Source organism: Escherichia sp. 93.1518 (genome assembly GCF_013368915.2).
GTDB classification, from domain to species: domain Bacteria; phylum Pseudomonadota; class Gammaproteobacteria; order Enterobacterales; family Enterobacteriaceae; genus Escherichia; species Escherichia ruysiae.
On record NZ_JABWMT020000001.1, the window covers coordinates 213,995 to 230,498 of the forward strand.

Genomic DNA, 16,504 nt, shown 5'->3' on the forward strand with positions numbered 1-16,504 from the left:
TATCATGCATGATGCGTGGAATAGCCTCACTATAGATGCCTGAATCATTGCATGTCATCAGGCATCGACTCGATTACACCTCTTCGGCGGCAGGCAGCGGCCAGCCTCCCAGACGTTTCCAGCGGTTGACGATTTCACAAAACAGCACGGCGGTGCGCTCGGTATCGTACAGCGCGGAATGAGCCTGAGTGCTATCAAACTCCATGCCAGCGGTCTGGCAGGCTTTTGATAATACGGTTTGTCCGAGCGCCAGCCCGGCCAGTGCAGCAGTGTCAAAAGTGGCGAAAGGGTGGAACGGGTTACGTTTCAGCGAGGCGCGTTCTGCGGCGGCCATCATAAAGCTATGATCAAAATTGGCGTTGTGCGCCACCATAATGGCGCGGTTACAGCCGCTCGCTTTAATGCCTTTACGTACAACTTTGAAAATCTCATGCAGCGCCTCGTATTCACTGACCGCGCCACGATCGGGATCGTTCGGGTCAATGCCGTTGAAGGCGAGGGCTTCTGGTTGCAAATTAGCGCCGACAAACGGCTCGACGTGGAAATGTAATGTGGTGTCCGGCATCAGCCAGCCTTGTTCATCCATTTTCAGGGTGATGGCGGCAATCTCAAGCAGCGCATCGGTTTTGGCGTTAAATCCGGCTGTTTCAACATCGATCACAACAGGATAAAAACCACGAAAACGGTCGCACAGACCGGTAAGTTGAGCGTTATCGGACATCTGATTCTCTTAATACGGAAAAATTGCAGCGCGCATTATGACAAATATTACCCGCTGATGCAGTAAAGATGCGGGCGTGATGAGTGCACGCCCGGCAGGAGATTAGTTGCCCAGACCGCGACCGGCGTCTTTCTCTTCGATCAATTCAATTTTATAACCGTCCGGATCTTCCACAAATGCGATAACCGTAGTGCCGCCTTTTACCGGGCCGGCTTCACGGGTCACGTTACCGCCGTTCTGACGGATTTTTTCGCACGCTTCAGCGGCGTTATCAACGCTAAGGGCGATATGACCATAAGCGGTGCCGAGTTCGTATTTATCCACGCCCCAGTTGTAGGTCAGTTCAATCACCGCTTCTTCGGTTTCCGGGCCGTAGCCAACAAACGCCAGTGAGTATTTGTATTCCGGGTTTTCGCTGGTACGCAGCAGTTTCATGCCCAGCACGTTGGTATAAAAATCGATGGAGCGTTGCAGATCGCCAACGCGCAGCATGGTGTGAAGAAGACGCATTTTTATATCCTCAAAATGGCTAACAGATTCAAAATGTTGTTTTAGTATAGCGGCGGCTTTGCGCCGCTCGCAATGTTGGATTACAGCGTAGGGTAATCGGTATAGCCTTCCGCGCCGCCACCGTAGAAACTTTCGGCACGCTGTGGGTTAAGCTCAGCTTTGCGCTGCAAGCGGGCGACCAGATCCGGGTTTGCAATCCAGTCACGACCAAATGCCACCGCATCAATTAACCCTTTGCCGATCAGCGTTTCTGCTTTTTCTACCGTATATGCACCAGCCCCGATAATTGGACCGTGGAAACGGGCGCGTACTTTTTCGCGGAAAGCCTCGGTATATGGTTTGCCGCCTGCCCAGTCTGGTTCTGACATATGCAGATAAGCAATGCCGCGTTTGCCCAGTTGTTCAATCAGATACAGCGCATCGGCTTCTTCATTCGGGCCGTTATCGGTATTCTGGAAAGTACCGATTGGCGAAACGCGAATGCCAATGCGATCGGCACCCCATTCTTTTATTCCGGCATCAACGACTTCCAGTACCAGGCGTGCGCGATTTTCCACGCTACCGCCGTACTGATCGGTACGATGGTTTGAAGAAGGCGACAGGAACTGATGCAGTAAATACCCGTGAGCGGAGTGAAGCTCCACCAGATCAAAACCGGCTTCACGGGCGTTAGCGATGGCCTGGCGGAAATCATTGACGATACCCGGAATCTCTTCCAGTTCCAGTGCACGCGGCATAGATGTCTCGACGCGGATCGCCTGACCATTTTCATCGCGCAGAGAAGTACGGGTTCCCGCACTAAGTGCCGAAGGTGCTACCGGAGCCTGGCCGCCAGGTTGCAGGCTGGCGTGAGAAATGCGCCCCGTATGCCAAAGCTGTACGGCGATATGACCATTTTTAGCATGAACACCAGCGGTGATTTTTTTCCATGCTGCGATTTGCTCTGGGCTATGAATGCCAGGTGCGCCCGCATACCCTTTTGCCTGAGCGGAAACTTGAGTGGCTTCGCTAATAATCAAACCGGCACTGGCACGTTGGCGATAGTATTCCGCCATCAACGGAGTAGGGATATCACCCGGTTCAATGCTGCGCAGACGCGTCAGAGGGGCCATAAAAATACGGTTTGCCACCGTGATCGCGCCCACTTTTAGTGGAGAATACAGTTTTTCAGATGACATAAAGGCTCCCGGTCGTCTGATGATGAAAAAATGCCTGCTAAACGGCAGGCGTCACAATAATGGTTTTTACATGTGTCAGCGCGTTTTCCAGTGGCCCGGAACTGCGCGAAATTTTGGCCTGCAGATTTGCGCCCAGCCACAGCGCGTAAAGTACTTGCGCCTGTTGCAGCGGTTCGCCACAAAAGGTTAAACAGTGGCTGGCACGGCCATTTTCCAGTGCCTGGGCGAGCAGGACGATTACCTGGCGTGCACCTTTATCCATTGCGTTACGCATATCTTCTGACAGGTCACACACTTCGGCAGAGAGCTTTACTGTCAGGCATCCGCTGATGGTTCCATGCTGGCAAAACTGATTAAGCGTCTGCTGGTAATAAGCCAGAATGCGGTCGCGGTAGTTACCTTCACCGGAATGCAGTAACTCCGTCAGTCGCAGGTGATATGCCGCGTAATGACGCTCAAGCATGGCAACGCCAAACGCTTCTTTAGAGCGAAAGTAGTGATAGAACGACCCTTTCGGCACTTCAGCGGTTTTTAGTAATTCGCTTAGCCCCATCCCGGTGAATCCACGTTGCAGGCAAAGTTGCTCACCCGTAGCCAGGAGGTGTTCGCGAGTATCATGTTCGGTGTGTTTGTTCATGCGTTCGAGTGTAGTAGACCAGTCGGTCTAGTGCAAGCAAAGTTGCTACTTTGGGCATTAACAGCTTCAATAGTGGTAATAATCTCATCTCAGGAGGGCGAAATGGCGGAGCAATTAGAGTTCTTTCCCGTCCAGAGCCCGTGCCGGGGAATTTGCCAGTCTGATGAACGCGGATTTTGTCGCGGCTGTTTTCGTAGCCGGGATGAGCGTTTTAACTGGAATAAAATGAGTGATGGCGAAAAACAAGAGGTGCTGCGCCTTTGTCGGCAACGACTTATGCGTAAATTACGTGCAAATAAGCCAGCGTCATCAGACGAACCGGAGCAACCATCACTCTTTTGAGCATAATCTTGCGTATACTCCTCTCATATCTGATAAGAGGAAGCGATTATGGTTCAGCGTATTACTATTGCGCCGCAAGGCCCGGAGTTTTCACGTTTCGTGATGGGCTACTGGCGACTGATGGACTGGAATATGTCCGCTCGTCAGTTAGTCAGTTTTATTGAAGAGCATCTGGATCTCGGCGTGACTACCGTGGACCACGCTGATATTTATGGCGGTTATCAGTGCGAAGCGGCGTTTGGCGAGGCGTTGAAACTGGCACCTCATTTGCGTGAACGAATGGAAATTGTCAGCAAATGCGGTATCGCGACGACCGCGCGTGAAGAAAACGTCATTGGTCATTACATCACTGACCGCGATCACATCATTAAGAGCGCCGAACAGTCGCTGATTAATCTTGCGACCGATCATCTGGATCTGCTGCTGATCCATCGCCCCGACCCGCTCATGGATGCCGATGAAGTGGCAGATGCGTTTAAACATCTGCATCAGAGCGGAAAAGTACGCCATTTTGGCGTATCCAACTTCACGCCTGCGCAATTTGCGCTGTTGCAATCGCGTCTGCCGTTTACCCTTGCCACTAATCAGGTGGAAATATCCCCGGTGCATCAGCCGTTATTGCTGGATGGCACGCTTGATCAACTGCAACAACTGCGTATTCGCCCGATGGCCTGGTCTTGTCTTGGCGGTGGTCGTCTGTTTAATGATGATTATTTCAGGCCGCTACGTGATGAACTTGCTGTGGTGGCGGAAGAATTAAACGCGGGCTCTATCGAGCAGGTGGTTTATGCCTGGATATTGCGTCTGCCATCGCAGCCGCTGCCGATTATCGGCTCCGGTAAAATTGAGCGTGTGCGGGCTGCTGTCGAAGCGGAAGCATTGAAAATGACCCGCCAACAATGGTTCCGTATCCGTAAAGCGGCACTGGGTTACGACGTACCGTAAACACTTTTAGGAATAGCCGCCGTTCAAATATGTGTCACTGGTTTACACTTAACGGGTATGCACATTGAACGGAGGTCCTATGAAACGTTTTAGTCTGGCCATTCTGGCGCTGGTTGTTGCAACCGGCGCACAAGCTGCCAGTGAAAAAGTCGAGATGAACCTCGTCACGTCGCAAGGGGTTGGGCAGTCAATCGGTAGTGTAACGATTACTGAAACCGATAAAGGTCTGGAGTTTTCGCCCGATCTGAAAGCATTACCACCCGGTGAGCATGGCTTCCATATTCATGCCAAAGGAAGCTGCCAGCCAGCAACGAAAGATGGTAAAGCCAGCGCCGCAGAATCCGCAGGCGGACATCTTGATCCACAAAATACTGGTAAGCATGAAGGGCCAGAAGGTGCAGGACACTTAGGCGATCTGCCTGCATTAGTGGTTAACAATGACGGCAAAGCAACCGATGCCGTCATTGCGCCTCGTCTGAAATCACTTGATGAAATCAAAGACAAGGCGCTGATGATCCACGTTGGCGGCGATAATATGTCCGATCAACCAAAACCGCTGGGCGGTGGCGGTGAACGCTATGCCTGTGGTGTTATTAAGTAATTAAGAGGTCAGCGTACCTTGTGGCGGCGCTTGCTCAAGTTGCGAAAGCGAACAGTACAGACGCCAGACAATCGCCGCCAGCTCACGGGCAGCGGGTTGATGATGGTGGGCAAGGCTATCGCATATCCGCTGTAATTCTTCTAGTGTGGCCGCCAGTGATTTTTGCTGAACGCCACGCTCACTCATTACTCCCCGCAACAGCAAAATACAGTTATCCCGCACTCGCGATAACGGATCGGAACGCGACTCCCAGTCCCGCAATTGCCAGACAACATGTGAACAGTTCAGCAGCACCACGCCCCACCGTAATAACCAACGGCGAGCCAGTGCATCCTGGCTGTTGCTCAACTGACTAACGTGGTGATAAGTAAGCGATTCAAATTCGCTTTCACTCAGGATTGGATGGCGGCTTAGTTGGTCGACAAAATCCCGGCGCAGTGCGCGAATATGACGACGGCTTTTACGGGCATCCGATCCTGGACGCAGAATGGCGAACGCTAACCACGCCAACGCCACGCCAACAATTTTCGCCAGATTATCGTTAAGAAAGTCAGCAAAATCATACACCGGTGGATTAGTGACAGCGATGAACGAACCCATAAATACAATCAGTTGTCCCCACAGCGCGGCAAATTTGGGCATCTGTAATTTGAGAAGTTGCATCGTTGCCAGTAGCGGGAAGAGAAACAGCAAAAATTGCCACAGATCGCTAATCTGAACCATCAGACCAAACTTAACCACAAAGCTAAATAGCGAAAGTAATACCAGCGTGCGCATAAGTAGCGACAGTGACTTAAACGGTGCCGCGACGGCGGAGTAGAGTACGCAGCTAATTGCTGCCAGTGTTAATGCATTGGCACCGGCATCCCATTGCGAGGCAATACTCCATGCGCCAATTATCATCAACGTACAAAATGTGCGCAGTCCACTCCACATTGCTTCGGCGTTATCGGTATGACGTGCCAGGCCGGCTGTTCGTGGGAGTCTGGCTCGATCATCTGTACCGCTTTCCAGACGATGTAGTTCCTGACTACTTTGCAGATAAAGGCGGCAAAAATAGCGTAGTCGCTGCCAGAAGGCGACGTGCCGATAGTCGGCGGCGTTGGTTGGGCGCAGTGGGGCAATGATACGTGCGACGGTGTAAAAATCAGTTTGCGAACTGGCAAGCGCCGTCAGCAACTGTTCGAGAATTTCACGAGTGGCGGCGGGCGTTGATGACCAGTTGAGCAACATACGTCGCAGGCTGGAGATGACGCTGGTCATGCGTAATTGCTGGTGGAGTAGCGCATTCAGGCGTGCATTTTGCTGGCGGAAACGATAGTGACTCCAGAACGCCTGAATGCGCAGCAAATTCATGGTTAATATTTGACCAATAATTCCTTCGTGTGCTGTGCGAATGGCATCGGTTGTTTCAGGCTGCCAGAGCGAGCTGGCATGTTCCAGTAAACGGGCATGCATGTTTTTTAACGCGGTTAAAAGCGCGGTGGCGTCGGAACTACTCGGCAGGATCATCATCATCATGCCGCCGCAAAGAATACCGACGATGACTTCGCAAACGCGCGCCTGAGCGATATCCCATAACTGGCTTGCTTCCGTGATATTGACCATCGGAAAGGCGATAATGGCCGCAGTGTAGCCCGCCAGTTGGAAGGCATACGCCACGTTATTCGTGAAGTGCGCGCAAGCCCAGGTACAAAAACCAAGCCACGCCGACATGCTCAATAGAAAAAACCACGGCTCGTTAAGCGTATGCCCGGCAAGAATCAGTGCCGCAATGGCTCCCAGCAAACTGCCAGCGATGCGTCCGAGGCTTTTGCTGATGACACCACCAACGGTGGGGAAGCTTACCACCGCAGCCGAGGTCATCGCCCAGTAGGGTTCATCGAGATTTAAATAATAGGCAACCGTCAGCGCCAGGCACATGGCAATGGTATTGCGTAACGCATAACGCCATTGCGCCAGCGTGGCCCTGAACCAGGGCAAATTGCGCAAGAACCATGGCGATGCGCTCATTATTGACCTACGGCGATGCTACAGGTGGTGCCCGACACCAGCGTGACATCGCTGGGGACTTTATCCAGAGCAAAGCGGACGGGAACGCGTTGGGCGAGACGTACCCAGGGGACGTTAGGTTTCACATCAGGAATCAGGCTGGAATCACTTTCAACGCTCTGATCATAAATCGCCCGACCGATACTGGAAACGTGACCCTGTAACGTTTTGTTGTCGCTATAGAGCGTAATTTGTGCTGGTGCACCGTCGTGGATATGGCGCAATTTGGTTTCTTCAAAATAACCAATGACGTAAAACGAATGGCTATCCACCAGGGCAAACAGGGGTTTTCCGGTGTCGGCGTAGTCGCCGATGCGGGTAGTGAGATTAGTTACCCATCCACTCACCGGAGCGCGAATTTCCGTTTGCGCCAGTTGCCATTGTGCCTGTTTAAGCGTCGCCTGTGCGGCATCAACACTGGCCTGCATCGCTTTAACATTGAGGTTAGCGGTATCCAGCTCTTCGGCAGAGATAAAGTTTTGTGAGAGGTGACGGCGACGGTTAGCTTCGTTATTGGCTTTGGCGAGGTCAGATTGCGCTTTCGTTAACTGTGCCTGGGCGTTCAGTTCGGCTATCTGAAAGGGCGTTTTATCGATGGTGAGCAAAATATCACCAGCATTAACCAACTGGTTGTCTTTTATATTCATCGCAACAATACGTCCAGACACCTGTGGCGTGATAGAAACCTGTTCTGCACGTATTTTTCCATCGCGTGTCCACGGTGACTGCATGTAATAGTTCCATAGCCACCATCCGGCAAGAATCGCAACAACCGCTACAATAATTGTTGAGAAATACTTAATTGTTTTAATTGACATAGTTACCACGCAATCAGTATTGCCAGAGCAAGGCAAACGCAAATCGCAAACAGCGATAAATCCATTAACAAGGGATGCCAGATGTCACCGGCGTAGATCCAGCCGCGAAGCAGGCGGTGTATGACAAGCCAGAGGACAAATCCAAGCGAGAACGCTTTGAAAAACGGAGGAAAATAGACGGACGCACCGAACACCAGATCTTGTAAGGGCAATCCCGTTGTATTGAGCATAAACTTCACAAAATAGATTCCTTTACGACCGAATATATTGCGTTAGATTAATAAATATTCTTTAAGTGCGAAAAAGTTACGCGCAATTTCTGAAAAGCATGTCTGACGGTAAGCAAATGCAGCAATACATTTGTTTTAGCAATACAATTGCTGCACACTATTCTAAAAGCTGTATAATATCTTAGCAAGCTAATTATAAGGAGATGAAATTGGAATCGCCACTAGGTTCTGATCTGGCACGGTTGGTGCGCATATGGCGTGCTCTGATAGACCATCGCCTGAAACCGCTGGAGTTAACGCAAACCCATTGGGTAACGTTGCACAATATTCATCAGTTACCTCCAGACCAGTCGCAAATTCAACTGGCAAAAGCGATCGGCATTGAGCAGCCTTCACTGGTTCGTACGCTGGACCAACTGGAAGAAAAAGGGTTAATTTCGCGTCAAACTTGCGCCAGCGATCGTCGGGCTAAACGTATTAAACTGACGGAAAAAGCGGAGCCGCTGATTAGCGAAATGGAAGCGGTTATTAACAAAACCCGGGCGGAAATATTGCATGGAATTTCCGCAGAGGAAGTAGAACAGTTGATTAAACTCATTGCAAAACTTGAGCATAATATCACTGAGTTACAGGCCAAAGGGTGAAATGAAAGGGGCGTGTGGTCAGTGACCTGACCACACGTCAACTTGTTTAGCGCGGGGAAACCGTCACCTGGCTACCGTTGCTGGCCAGAATAACACGTTGTCCCGGAGAGAAGTGGGTATTGCCCTGTTTCTGTACCACCATAATGGTGTTGCCATCATCTTTACGAATTTCCAACTCCACACCCTGAGTTTTGTTCATTGCGCTCTGCACGCCCTGACCAGCTACGCCACCTGCGATAGCGCCTGCCGCAGTTGCCAGAGAACGCCCTGTTCCGCCACCAACGGTATTCCCAAGGAAGCCACCGAGAACCGCACCGCCAATTGCGCCGATAACGTTGGAATCATCACCGCCCTGAATTTGTACCTGTCGTACATTAACGATTGTGCCATAGCTGACATTCTGCACTTGCTTCGCTTCAGAGGCGGTATAGACATCGCCAGAAAGGGTATCGTTATTAACACAACCGACAAGAGACAGACCTACCATTGATACAACCAGTACGCGCTTAATCATTGAAAAATCTCCTGATTACCATGAAACGCCTCACAAGCATCCCTCATGGCCAAAGTAAATGGCATTGGTATAACTATGATTACATGTTCCACTAAAACATGATGGAATCATAATTAGAATACGGTTAACCAAGTATAAACAAAACATTCATAGTAATTATTGATATGAATATAATGTTTTCCTGGTAATGGTAAAAATCGGCGCTCATGCATGGAATTCGTGAGAGGTTTGTGTTTGAGTGGAGCGCAAACGACAGGTTGAAAAAGGATGAACTATGAAATCAGGCCGCTTTATTGGCGTAATGTCAGGCACTAGTCTGGATGGTGTCGATGTTGTACTGGCGACTATCGATGAACACAGGGTGGCGCAGTTGGCAAGTTTGAGCTGGCCGATTCCCCCATCACTTAAACAAGCAGTACTGGATATTTGTCAGGGGCAGCAGCTTACGCTTTCTCAGTTCGGTCAACTGGATACTCAACTTGGTCGCTTGTTTGCCGATGCCGTTAACGCACTGCTCAAGCAAGAAAATTTGCAGCCAAAAGATATCGTCGCCATCGGGTGTCACGGACAGACTGTCTGGCACGAACCTACTGGCGTTGCACCGCATACTCTACAGATTGGTGATAACAATCAAATTGTGGCGCGCACTGGAATTACTGTCGTTGGTGATTTTCGCCGTCGCGATATTGCCTTAGGTGGGCAGGGGGCACCGCTGGTGCCAGCGTTTCATCACGCATTATTGGCTCATCCGACGGAGCGGCGAATGGTTCTCAACATTGGTGGTATCGCCAATTTGTCGTTGTTGATTCCAGGGCAGCCGGTGGGGGGGTACGATACCGGGCCGGGTAACATGTTGATGGATGCGTGGATCTGGCGTCAGGCCGGTAAACCTTACGATAAAGATGCTGAGTGGGCGCGGGCGGGTAAAGTCATTTTGCCGCTGTTGCAGAATATGCTTAGTGATGCGTATTTTTCCCAATCCGCGCCAAAAAGCACCGGGCGCGAATACTTTAACTATGGCTGGCTGGAGCGCCATCTGCGTCAATTCCCGGGTGTTGATGCGCGCGATGTCCAGGCAACGCTGGCGGAACTTACCGCCGTGACCATTTCTGAACAGGTATTATTGAGTGGCGGCTGCGATCGTTTGATGGTCTGTGGTGGCGGAAGCCGTAATCCATTGGTGATGACGCGACTTGCTGCTTTGCTGCCAGGAACCGAAGTGACCACCACTGACGCCGTTGGCATTAGTGGTGATGACATGGAAGCATTGGCCTTCGCGTGGCTTGCCTGGCGGACGCTGGCGGGGCTGCCAGGCAACCTGCCTTCGGTCACCGGCGCAAGCAAGGCGACGGTGCTGGGCGCAATTTTCCCTGCAAACCCGCGATATCAGAGTTAACTGAATTTTTCCTACTGCGTCTGCCGTTACACTTGGAAGTTGAGGAGAGCGTTTTGCTCTCCGGACCAGGAAAGTCTTCGGGATGTGTTTATGAAAAAACTGTTACTGATCTGTTTGCCGGTGCTTCTCACTGGCTGTGGCGCGTTTAATCAACTGGTTGAACGTATGCAAACTGATACGCTGGAATACCAGTGTGATGAAAAACCGTTGACGGTAAAACTGAATAATCCGCGTCAGGAAGTCAGTTTTGTCTACGACAATCAATTAATTCACCTTAAACAGGGCATTTCAGCCTCTGGCGCACGTTATACCGATGGCATTTATGTTTTCTGGTCAAAAGGTGATGAGGCAACGGTCTATAAGTGTGACCGCATCGTCTTGAATAACTGTCAGTTACAAAATCCGCAGCGTTGAGATTTTTCCAGGGGCGGCGCACAATAGCGTCACCCACTGACAATCCGTAAAGAAAACCATGTCTGATAACGACGAATTGCAGCAAATCGCGCATCTGCGCCGTGAATACACCAAAGGCGGTTTACGCCGCCGCGATCTTCCCGCCGATCCTTTAACCCTTTTTGAACGCTGGCTCTCCCAGGCCTGTGAAGCCAAACTGGTTGACCCCACTGCGATGGTCGTCGCAACCGTTGATGAACATGGTCAGCCTTATCAGCGCATCGTGTTACTCAAACATTACGACGAAAAAGGGATGGTGTTTTACACCAATCTCGGCAGTCGCAAAGCGCATCAAATCGAAAATAACCCGCGCGTTAGCCTGCTTTTCCCGTGGCATACTCTTGAACGCCAGGTGATGGTGACCGGTAAAGCGGAGCGTCTTTCGACTCTCGAAGTGATGAAATATTTTCATAGTCGTCCGCGCGATAGCCAGATTGGCGCGTGGGTATCTAAGCAGTCCAGCCGTATTTCCGCGCGAGGGATCCTTGAGAGCAAATTCCTTGAGCTGAAGCAGAAGTTTCAGCAGGGCGACGTCCCGTTACCGAGTTTCTGGGGCGGTTTCCGCGTAAGTCTTGAGCAGGTTGAGTTCTGGCAGGGCGGTGAGCATCGTCTGCATGACCGCTTTTTGTACCAGCGTGAAAATGAGGCGTGGAAAATCGATCGTCTCGCACCCTGAAAAGATGCAAAAATCTTGCTTTAATCGCTGGCACTCCTGATTCCGGCACTTTATTCTATGTCTCTTTCGCATCTGGCGAAAAGTCGTGTACCGGCAAAGGTGCAGTCGTTATATACATGGAGATTTTGATGGCAAGCAGTAACTTGATTAAACAATTGCAAGAGCGGGGGCTGGTGGCCCAGGTGACGGACGAAGAAGCGTTAGCAGAGCGACTGGCGCAAGGCCCGATCGCGCTCTATTGCGGCTTCGATCCTACCGCTGACAGCTTGCATTTGGGGCATCTTGTTCCATTGTTATGCCTGAAACGCTTCCAGCAGGCGGGCCACAAGCCGGTTGCGCTGGTAGGCGGCGCGACAGGTCTGATTGGCGACCCGAGCTTCAAAGCTGCCGAGCGTAAGCTGAACACCGAAGAAACTGTTCAGGAGTGGGTGGACAAAATCCGCAAGCAGGTTGCCCCGTTCCTCGATTTCGACTGTGGAGAAAATTCTGCTATCGCCGCGAACAACTATGACTGGTTCGGCAATATGAATGTGCTGACCTTCCTGCGCGATATCGGTAAGCACTTCTCCGTTAACCAGATGATCAACAAAGAAGCGGTTAAGCAGCGTCTCAACCGTGAAGATCAGGGTATTTCGTTCACCGAGTTTTCTTACAACCTGTTGCAGGGCTATGACTTTGCCTGTCTGAATAAACAGTATGGTGTTACGTTGCAGATTGGCGGTTCTGACCAGTGGGGTAACATCACCTCTGGTATCGATCTGACCCGTCGCCTGCATCAGAATCAGGTGTTTGGCCTGACCGTTCCGCTGATCACCAAGGCTGACGGCACCAAATTTGGTAAAACTGAAGGCGGCGCAGTATGGCTGGATCCGAAGAAGACCAGTCCGTACAAGTTCTACCAGTTCTGGATCAACACCGCTGATGCCGACGTTTACCGCTTCCTGAAGTTCTTCACCTTCATGAGCATTGAAGAGATCAATGCCCTCGAAGAAGAAGATAAAAACAGCGGTAAAGCACCGCGCGCCCAGTATGTGCTGGCGGAGCAGGTGACGCGTCTGGTTCACGGTGAAGAAGGTTTGCAAGCCGCGAAACGTATTACCGAATGTCTGTTCAGCGGTTCCTTGAGTGCGCTTAGCGAAGCGGACTTTGAACAGCTGGCGCAGGACGGCGTACCGATGGTTGAGATGGAAAAAGGCGCTGATCTGATGCAGGCGCTGGTCGATTCTGAACTGCAACCATCCCGTGGTCAGGCGCGTAAAACTATCGCATCCAATGCCATCACCATTAACGGTGAAAAACAGTCCGATCCTGAATACTTCTTTAAAGAAGAAGATCGCCTGTTTGGCCGTTATACCTTACTGCGTCGCGGCAAAAAGAATTACTGTCTGATTTGCTGGAAATAATGCACTAAGTGGAAAGGGGGAGTGAGAAATCACTCCCCTGATTTTTATACAGGGAACACAATGAAAAATATTCTCGCTATCCAGTCTCACGTTGTTTATGGTCATGCGGGTAACAGTGCGGCAGAGTTTCCGATGCGCCGCCTGGGCGCGAATGTCTGGCCGCTGAATACCGTTCAATTTTCTAATCACACTCAATACGGCAAATGGACTGGCTGTGTGATGCCGCCCAGCCATTTAACCGAAATTGTTCAGGGCATTGCCGCCATTGATAAATTACACACCTGTGATGCCGTACTCAGTGGTTATCTGGGATCGGCGGAGCAGGGTGAACATATCCTCGGTATTGTCCGTCAGGTAAAAGCGGCGAATCCACAAGCGAAATATTTTTGCGATCCAGTAATGGGGCACCCGGAAAAAGGCTGTATCGTTGCGCCGGGCGTGGCGGAGTTTCATGTCCGTCACGGTATGCCAGCCAGCGATATCATCGCGCCGAATCTGGTCGAGCTGGAAATTCTTTGTGAACATCCAGTACATAACGTCGAAGAGGCCGTTAAAGCTGCGCGTGAGCTTATTACGCAAGGGCCACAAATCGTGTTGGTTAAACACCTGGCGCGTGCGGGCTACAGCACAGATCGTTTTGAAATGCTGCTGGTTACTGCCGATGAAGCCTGGCATATCAGCCGTCCGCTGGTCGATTTCGGTACGCGCCAGCCGGTAGGCGTTGGTGATGTGACGAGCGGTTTACTGCTGGTGAAATTGTTGCAGGGGGCAACGCTGCAAGAGGCGCTGGAACACGTGACGGCCGCAGTATACGAAATTATGGTGACCACCAAAGCAATGCAGGAATATGAGCTGCAGGTGGTTGCCGCGCAAGATCGTATAGCCAAACCGGAACACTATTTCAGCGCAACGAAGCTCTGAAATACCTCGGCCCACAGCTTCCTGTGGGCCGATGACGATTACTGCAATCCTTCCGCCGTTAACGCAGCTTTCACCGCAGGTCTTTCAGCCATACGCTGCATAAAGGCTGCAATGTGCTCTAAACCCTCCAGATTCAGTTTCACCGCATATGCCCAGCGCAGAACCGTAAACAGATAGGCATCAGCGATGGTGAAACGTTGCCCGCAGATCCAGTGTTCATCTTTCAGCGCGTCGTTAACATACTGTAGCTTTTTCTCCAGTTGTGCACGGGCAGCCTGTTTATACTCTTCCGGGGTATCCGGGCGGAACAGTGGTGTGAACCCTTTATGCAATTCGGTGGCGATATAGTTCAGCCATTCGATGGTTTTATAGCGAGAAATACTGTTTACCGATGCCAGCAACTGGCGGTCGGGAACACTGTCGGCAAGATACTGCATAATTGCTACGCCTTCCGTCAGCAAAGTACCATCGTCCAGCAGCAACGCAGGAACCTGTCCCTTAGGGTTAATGGCAAAGTAATCATCACCGTTCTCGAGACGTTTTTTCATCAAATCCACACTGACGAGCGTAAAGTCCTTTCCGCTCTCACGCAGGGTGATATGGGAAGCAAGAGAGCAGGCACCCGGTTTGTAGAACAGTTTCATCGGTAACTCCTTTTGGCTGTGGTTTAAAGTATGGTAGTGCGTTGCTGAACAAAAAAAAAGCCGTTAACGAAAAGTTAGCGGCTTGTAAAAGAGTTTCCCTGAAATTTACGCTACGGCAGCTTTTGCCGCTTTGTCTGCAGCATCGTCCTGGGTCATGCGATGCAGTTTCGGCGCGGTCAGCAGCATCAGCACAGCAATAACGGCAGTGGCGACCCCAATCTGCAAGAACACGCGACCATACACTTCCAGCGACATCAGCGGATCGGTTACGTTATCCGGAACAGCCATCATACCCGCAACATAACCACCAATCAGGTTTGCACCGGCAGTGGTCAGGAACCAGCTACCCATAATGAACCCCATCAGACGCTGCGGAACGAGCTGTGCAACCATCGCCAGACCCAGACCAGAGATCATCAGTTCACCGATACTCTGCAGGCCGTAGCTAGCTACCAGCCAGCTTACAGAAACGATACCTGCGTCAGACGCGAATTTCGCACCCAGCGGCAGGATCAGGAACGCACCAGAGCACATCACCATACCGATTGCAAACTTGGTCGGCATCGGCAGGGTATCGCCCATCTTGTTATAGATAGCGGCCAGAATCGGGCTACCAATGATGATCCAGAACGGGTTCAGCGCCTGATACTGCTCTGGCTCAACGGCCAGACCCAGAATAGTGTGTTCAACGTTACGAATCGCAAAGAAGTTCAGAGACGTCGGCATCTGGCTGTACAGCACGAAGAAGATGATTGCTTCAAGCATCAGGATGAAGGCAACGATCATTTTACGACGCGCAGCACCTTTCATGGCAAACGCTTCTTTACCGAAGATAACCACGATACCCAGAGCAACAACGCCCAGCGCCATACGTGCAACTTCCTGGTTGTGCAGCAGCCAGGTTGCAACTGCGATCAGGGCCACAACACCAATAATGGTCAGCAGCAGGTTACGGTAGTTGACTGGTTCAAAGTCAGGTTTTGAGCCGTACTGCTTAACCCAGCGTTGGCAGAAGGCGAAGTTAACGATAGTGATTAACAGACCTACTACGCTAAGGGCGAACGCGACGCTCCAGCCATATTTGGCAGCCAGCCATGGGGTTGCAATCATAGAGAAGAAAGAACCGATGTTGACGGACATGTAGTACATGGTAAATGCACCGTCCAGACGCGGGTCGTTTTTCTCATAGCAAGTAGAGAGCAGCGAAGACGGGTTGGCTTTAAACAGGCCGTTACCTACGGCAATGGCCGCCATACCCATATAGACGATACCGGCGTCGTGACCAGACCATGCAACCAGCGCATAACCAATGGCCAGTACAATAGCACCAAGCATAATAACGCGTTTAGTACCCAGTACCTTGTCACCTAACCAGCCGCCGATAGCGACCAGACCATAAACCAGGGCGCTAAAGGAAGAGAAAAGGGTGATTGAATCCGCTTCAGACATACCCAGTTGTTTAACCAGGTAGACAGCCATAATTCCTTGTAGGCCGTAATAACCAAAACGTTCCCATAACTCAATCGAGAAGATGAGATAGAACGCCTTCGGTTGTTTGAAAGCGTTCAAACTAACGCTTTCTGTTGGTTTTTGGTTTGCAGTGGACACTTTTACCTCTTTTTTTACATCCCATATTAACGGGGGTGCTTTCTCGCGTGATGTCTAAAAAACATACGCGCAATTGTTATAGTGGGAGGGGAAACGGCAGGTAATGTTCACTATCTTGCACTTTCAGACAAGTCTTTTGTAATAATCTGTTACATATAACTGGCGTGGGGAATTCATCGGCTCCGCGAAATGTTATCCAGCGTTAAATTTT

General features: G+C 50.9%; 19 protein-coding genes. 9 read left to right on the plus strand and 10 right to left on the minus strand.

The genetic code is table 11. The annotated features are described in order from the left end of the window. Positions 1-73 precede the first annotated feature (73 nt). From rnt to HEN21_RS01110, 4 genes are all read right to left on the minus strand, one after another. Entirely contained in the window at positions 74-721 is a 648-nt protein-coding gene (gene rnt / locus HEN21_RS01095) for a ribonuclease T (protein ID WP_001282285.1), read from the minus strand. 102 nt (positions 722-823) lie between these two features. Beyond that, positions 824-1,231 (minus strand): lactoylglutathione lyase, encoded by a 408-nt coding sequence (gloA, locus tag HEN21_RS01100; RefSeq protein ID WP_001237802.1) that lies wholly within the window; start codon positions 1,229-1,231, stop codon positions 824-826. An 80-nt stretch (positions 1,232-1,311) separates the two neighbouring features. Next, entirely contained in the window at positions 1,312-2,409 is a 1,098-nt protein-coding gene (gene nemA, locus HEN21_RS01105; protein WP_176252580.1) for an N-ethylmaleimide reductase, read from the minus strand. Between the two features lie 37 nt (positions 2,410-2,446). Next, on the minus strand, positions 2,447-3,046 hold the full coding sequence (locus HEN21_RS01110; RefSeq protein WP_176252581.1) for a TetR/AcrR family transcriptional regulator: 600 nt from the start codon (positions 3,044-3,046) through the stop codon (positions 2,447-2,449). Between the two features lie 102 nt (positions 3,047-3,148). Here HEN21_RS01110 and HEN21_RS01115 point away from each other — a divergent pair, with 102 nt between their 5' ends. The 3 genes from HEN21_RS01115 (at position 3,149) to sodC (ending at position 4,934) form a co-directional block, all read left to right on the plus strand. Then, positions 3,149-3,388 (plus strand): DUF1289 domain-containing protein, encoded by a 240-nt coding sequence (locus HEN21_RS01115; RefSeq protein ID WP_000840481.1) that lies wholly within the window; start codon positions 3,149-3,151, stop codon positions 3,386-3,388. 48 nt (positions 3,389-3,436) lie between these two features. Next, positions 3,437-4,333 carry an aldo/keto reductase gene (locus HEN21_RS01120; RefSeq protein WP_000250648.1) on the plus strand — a complete coding sequence of 299 codons (897 nt, stop codon included), beginning with the start codon at positions 3,437-3,439 and terminating at the stop codon, positions 4,331-4,333. A 79-nt stretch (positions 4,334-4,412) separates the two neighbouring features. Continuing rightward, positions 4,413-4,934 (plus strand): superoxide dismutase [Cu-Zn] SodC, encoded by a 522-nt coding sequence (gene sodC / locus HEN21_RS01125; protein WP_000819797.1) that lies wholly within the window; start codon positions 4,413-4,415, stop codon positions 4,932-4,934. Here the strand turns inward: sodC and HEN21_RS01130 are convergent, their stop codons facing one another. From HEN21_RS01130 to HEN21_RS01140, 3 genes are read right to left on the minus strand one after another with little or no spacing between them, the layout of a single operon-like run. Next, positions 4,935-6,947, minus strand: coding sequence for an FUSC family protein (locus HEN21_RS01130; protein ID WP_176252582.1), 2,013 nt, complete (start codon positions 6,945-6,947; stop codon positions 4,935-4,937). It abuts the gene before it with no gap. Continuing rightward, positions 6,947-7,804 (minus strand): efflux RND transporter periplasmic adaptor subunit, encoded by an 858-nt coding sequence (locus HEN21_RS01135; RefSeq protein ID WP_010350818.1) that lies wholly within the window; start codon positions 7,802-7,804, stop codon positions 6,947-6,949. Before HEN21_RS01135 ends, HEN21_RS01130 begins: the two co-directional genes overlap by 1 nt. A gap of 2 nt (positions 7,805-7,806) precedes the next feature. Further along, positions 7,807-8,043, minus strand: coding sequence for a DUF1656 domain-containing protein (locus HEN21_RS01140; protein WP_021550723.1), 237 nt, complete (start codon positions 8,041-8,043; stop codon positions 7,807-7,809). A gap of 200 nt (positions 8,044-8,243) precedes the next feature. Here HEN21_RS01140 and slyA point away from each other — a divergent pair, with 200 nt between their 5' ends. Next, positions 8,244-8,678 (plus strand): transcriptional regulator SlyA, encoded by a 435-nt coding sequence (slyA, locus tag HEN21_RS01145; protein ID WP_016158207.1) that lies wholly within the window; start codon positions 8,244-8,246, stop codon positions 8,676-8,678. A 46-nt stretch (positions 8,679-8,724) separates the two neighbouring features. Here slyA and slyB read toward each other — a convergent pair whose 3' ends face one another. Continuing rightward, complete coding sequence (gene slyB, locus HEN21_RS01150) at positions 8,725-9,192, minus strand: outer membrane lipoprotein SlyB (protein WP_000597203.1); 468 nt, start codon at positions 9,190-9,192, stop codon at positions 8,725-8,727. 274 nt (positions 9,193-9,466) lie between these two features. Here slyB and anmK point away from each other — a divergent pair, with 274 nt between their 5' ends. From anmK to pdxY, 5 genes are all read left to right on the plus strand, one after another. Continuing rightward, on the plus strand, positions 9,467-10,588 hold the full coding sequence (gene anmK / locus HEN21_RS01155; RefSeq protein ID WP_176252583.1) for an anhydro-N-acetylmuramic acid kinase: 1,122 nt from the start codon (positions 9,467-9,469) through the stop codon (positions 10,586-10,588). Positions 10,589-10,678: 90 nt separating this feature from the next. Next, on the plus strand, positions 10,679-11,002 hold the full coding sequence (mliC, locus tag HEN21_RS01160) for a C-type lysozyme inhibitor (protein WP_176252584.1): 324 nt from the start codon (positions 10,679-10,681) through the stop codon (positions 11,000-11,002). A gap of 58 nt (positions 11,003-11,060) precedes the next feature. Then, positions 11,061-11,717: a pyridoxamine 5'-phosphate oxidase gene (pdxH, locus tag HEN21_RS01165; RefSeq protein WP_001282324.1), complete on the plus strand. Its 657-nt coding sequence runs from the start codon at positions 11,061-11,063 to the stop codon at positions 11,715-11,717. Between the two features lie 128 nt (positions 11,718-11,845). Continuing rightward, a complete protein-coding gene (gene tyrS / locus HEN21_RS01170; protein WP_001516333.1) occupies positions 11,846-13,120 on the plus strand; it encodes a tyrosine--tRNA ligase in 1,275 nt (424 codons plus the stop codon). Between the two features lie 60 nt (positions 13,121-13,180). Then, positions 13,181-14,041: a pyridoxal kinase PdxY gene (pdxY, locus tag HEN21_RS01175; protein ID WP_016158208.1), complete on the plus strand. Its 861-nt coding sequence runs from the start codon at positions 13,181-13,183 to the stop codon at positions 14,039-14,041. Positions 14,042-14,079: 38 nt separating this feature from the next. Here the strand turns inward: pdxY and gstA are convergent, their stop codons facing one another. Continuing rightward, positions 14,080-14,685, minus strand: a complete 606-nt coding sequence (gene gstA / locus HEN21_RS01180) for a glutathione transferase GstA (protein WP_000765735.1) — start codon at positions 14,683-14,685, stop codon at positions 14,080-14,082. Between the two features lie 105 nt (positions 14,686-14,790). Next, positions 14,791-16,293, minus strand: a complete 1,503-nt coding sequence (gene dtpA, locus HEN21_RS01185) for a dipeptide/tripeptide permease DtpA (protein ID WP_000100947.1) — start codon at positions 16,291-16,293, stop codon at positions 14,791-14,793. Positions 16,294-16,504: the final 211 nt, after the last annotated feature.

What these genes read in the sequence shown, in the direction of transcription:
- rnt (WP_001282285.1), bottom strand. Translation starts at nt 721, where the DNA reads ATGTCCGATAACGCTCAACTTACCGGTCTGTGCGACCGTTTTCGTGGT.
- gloA (WP_001237802.1), bottom strand. Translation starts at nt 1,231, where the DNA reads ATGCGTCTTCTTCACACCATGCTGCGCGTTGGCGATCTGCAACGCTCC.
- nemA (WP_176252580.1), bottom strand. Translation starts at nt 2,409, where the DNA reads ATGTCATCTGAAAAACTGTATTCTCCACTAAAAGTGGGCGCGATCACG.
- HEN21_RS01110 (WP_176252581.1), bottom strand. Translation starts at nt 3,046, where the DNA reads ATGAACAAACACACCGAACATGATACTCGCGAACACCTCCTGGCTACG.
- HEN21_RS01115 (WP_000840481.1), top strand. Translation starts at nt 3,149, where the DNA reads ATGGCGGAGCAATTAGAGTTCTTTCCCGTCCAGAGCCCGTGCCGGGGA.
- HEN21_RS01120 (WP_000250648.1), top strand. Translation starts at nt 3,437, where the DNA reads ATGGTTCAGCGTATTACTATTGCGCCGCAAGGCCCGGAGTTTTCACGT.
- sodC (WP_000819797.1), top strand. Translation starts at nt 4,413, where the DNA reads ATGAAACGTTTTAGTCTGGCCATTCTGGCGCTGGTTGTTGCAACCGGC.
- HEN21_RS01130 (WP_176252582.1), bottom strand. Translation starts at nt 6,947, where the DNA reads ATGAGCGCATCGCCATGGTTCTTGCGCAATTTGCCCTGGTTCAGGGCC.
- HEN21_RS01135 (WP_010350818.1), bottom strand. Translation starts at nt 7,804, where the DNA reads ATGTCAATTAAAACAATTAAGTATTTCTCAACAATTATTGTAGCGGTT.
- slyB (WP_000597203.1), bottom strand. Translation starts at nt 9,192, where the DNA reads ATGATTAAGCGCGTACTGGTTGTATCAATGGTAGGTCTGTCTCTTGTC.
- anmK (WP_176252583.1), top strand. Translation starts at nt 9,467, where the DNA reads ATGAAATCAGGCCGCTTTATTGGCGTAATGTCAGGCACTAGTCTGGAT.
- mliC (WP_176252584.1), top strand. Translation starts at nt 10,679, where the DNA reads ATGAAAAAACTGTTACTGATCTGTTTGCCGGTGCTTCTCACTGGCTGT.
- pdxH (WP_001282324.1), top strand. Translation starts at nt 11,061, where the DNA reads ATGTCTGATAACGACGAATTGCAGCAAATCGCGCATCTGCGCCGTGAA.
- tyrS (WP_001516333.1), top strand. Translation starts at nt 11,846, where the DNA reads ATGGCAAGCAGTAACTTGATTAAACAATTGCAAGAGCGGGGGCTGGTG.
- pdxY (WP_016158208.1), top strand. Translation starts at nt 13,181, where the DNA reads ATGAAAAATATTCTCGCTATCCAGTCTCACGTTGTTTATGGTCATGCG.
- gstA (WP_000765735.1), bottom strand. Translation starts at nt 14,685, where the DNA reads ATGAAACTGTTCTACAAACCGGGTGCCTGCTCTCTTGCTTCCCATATC.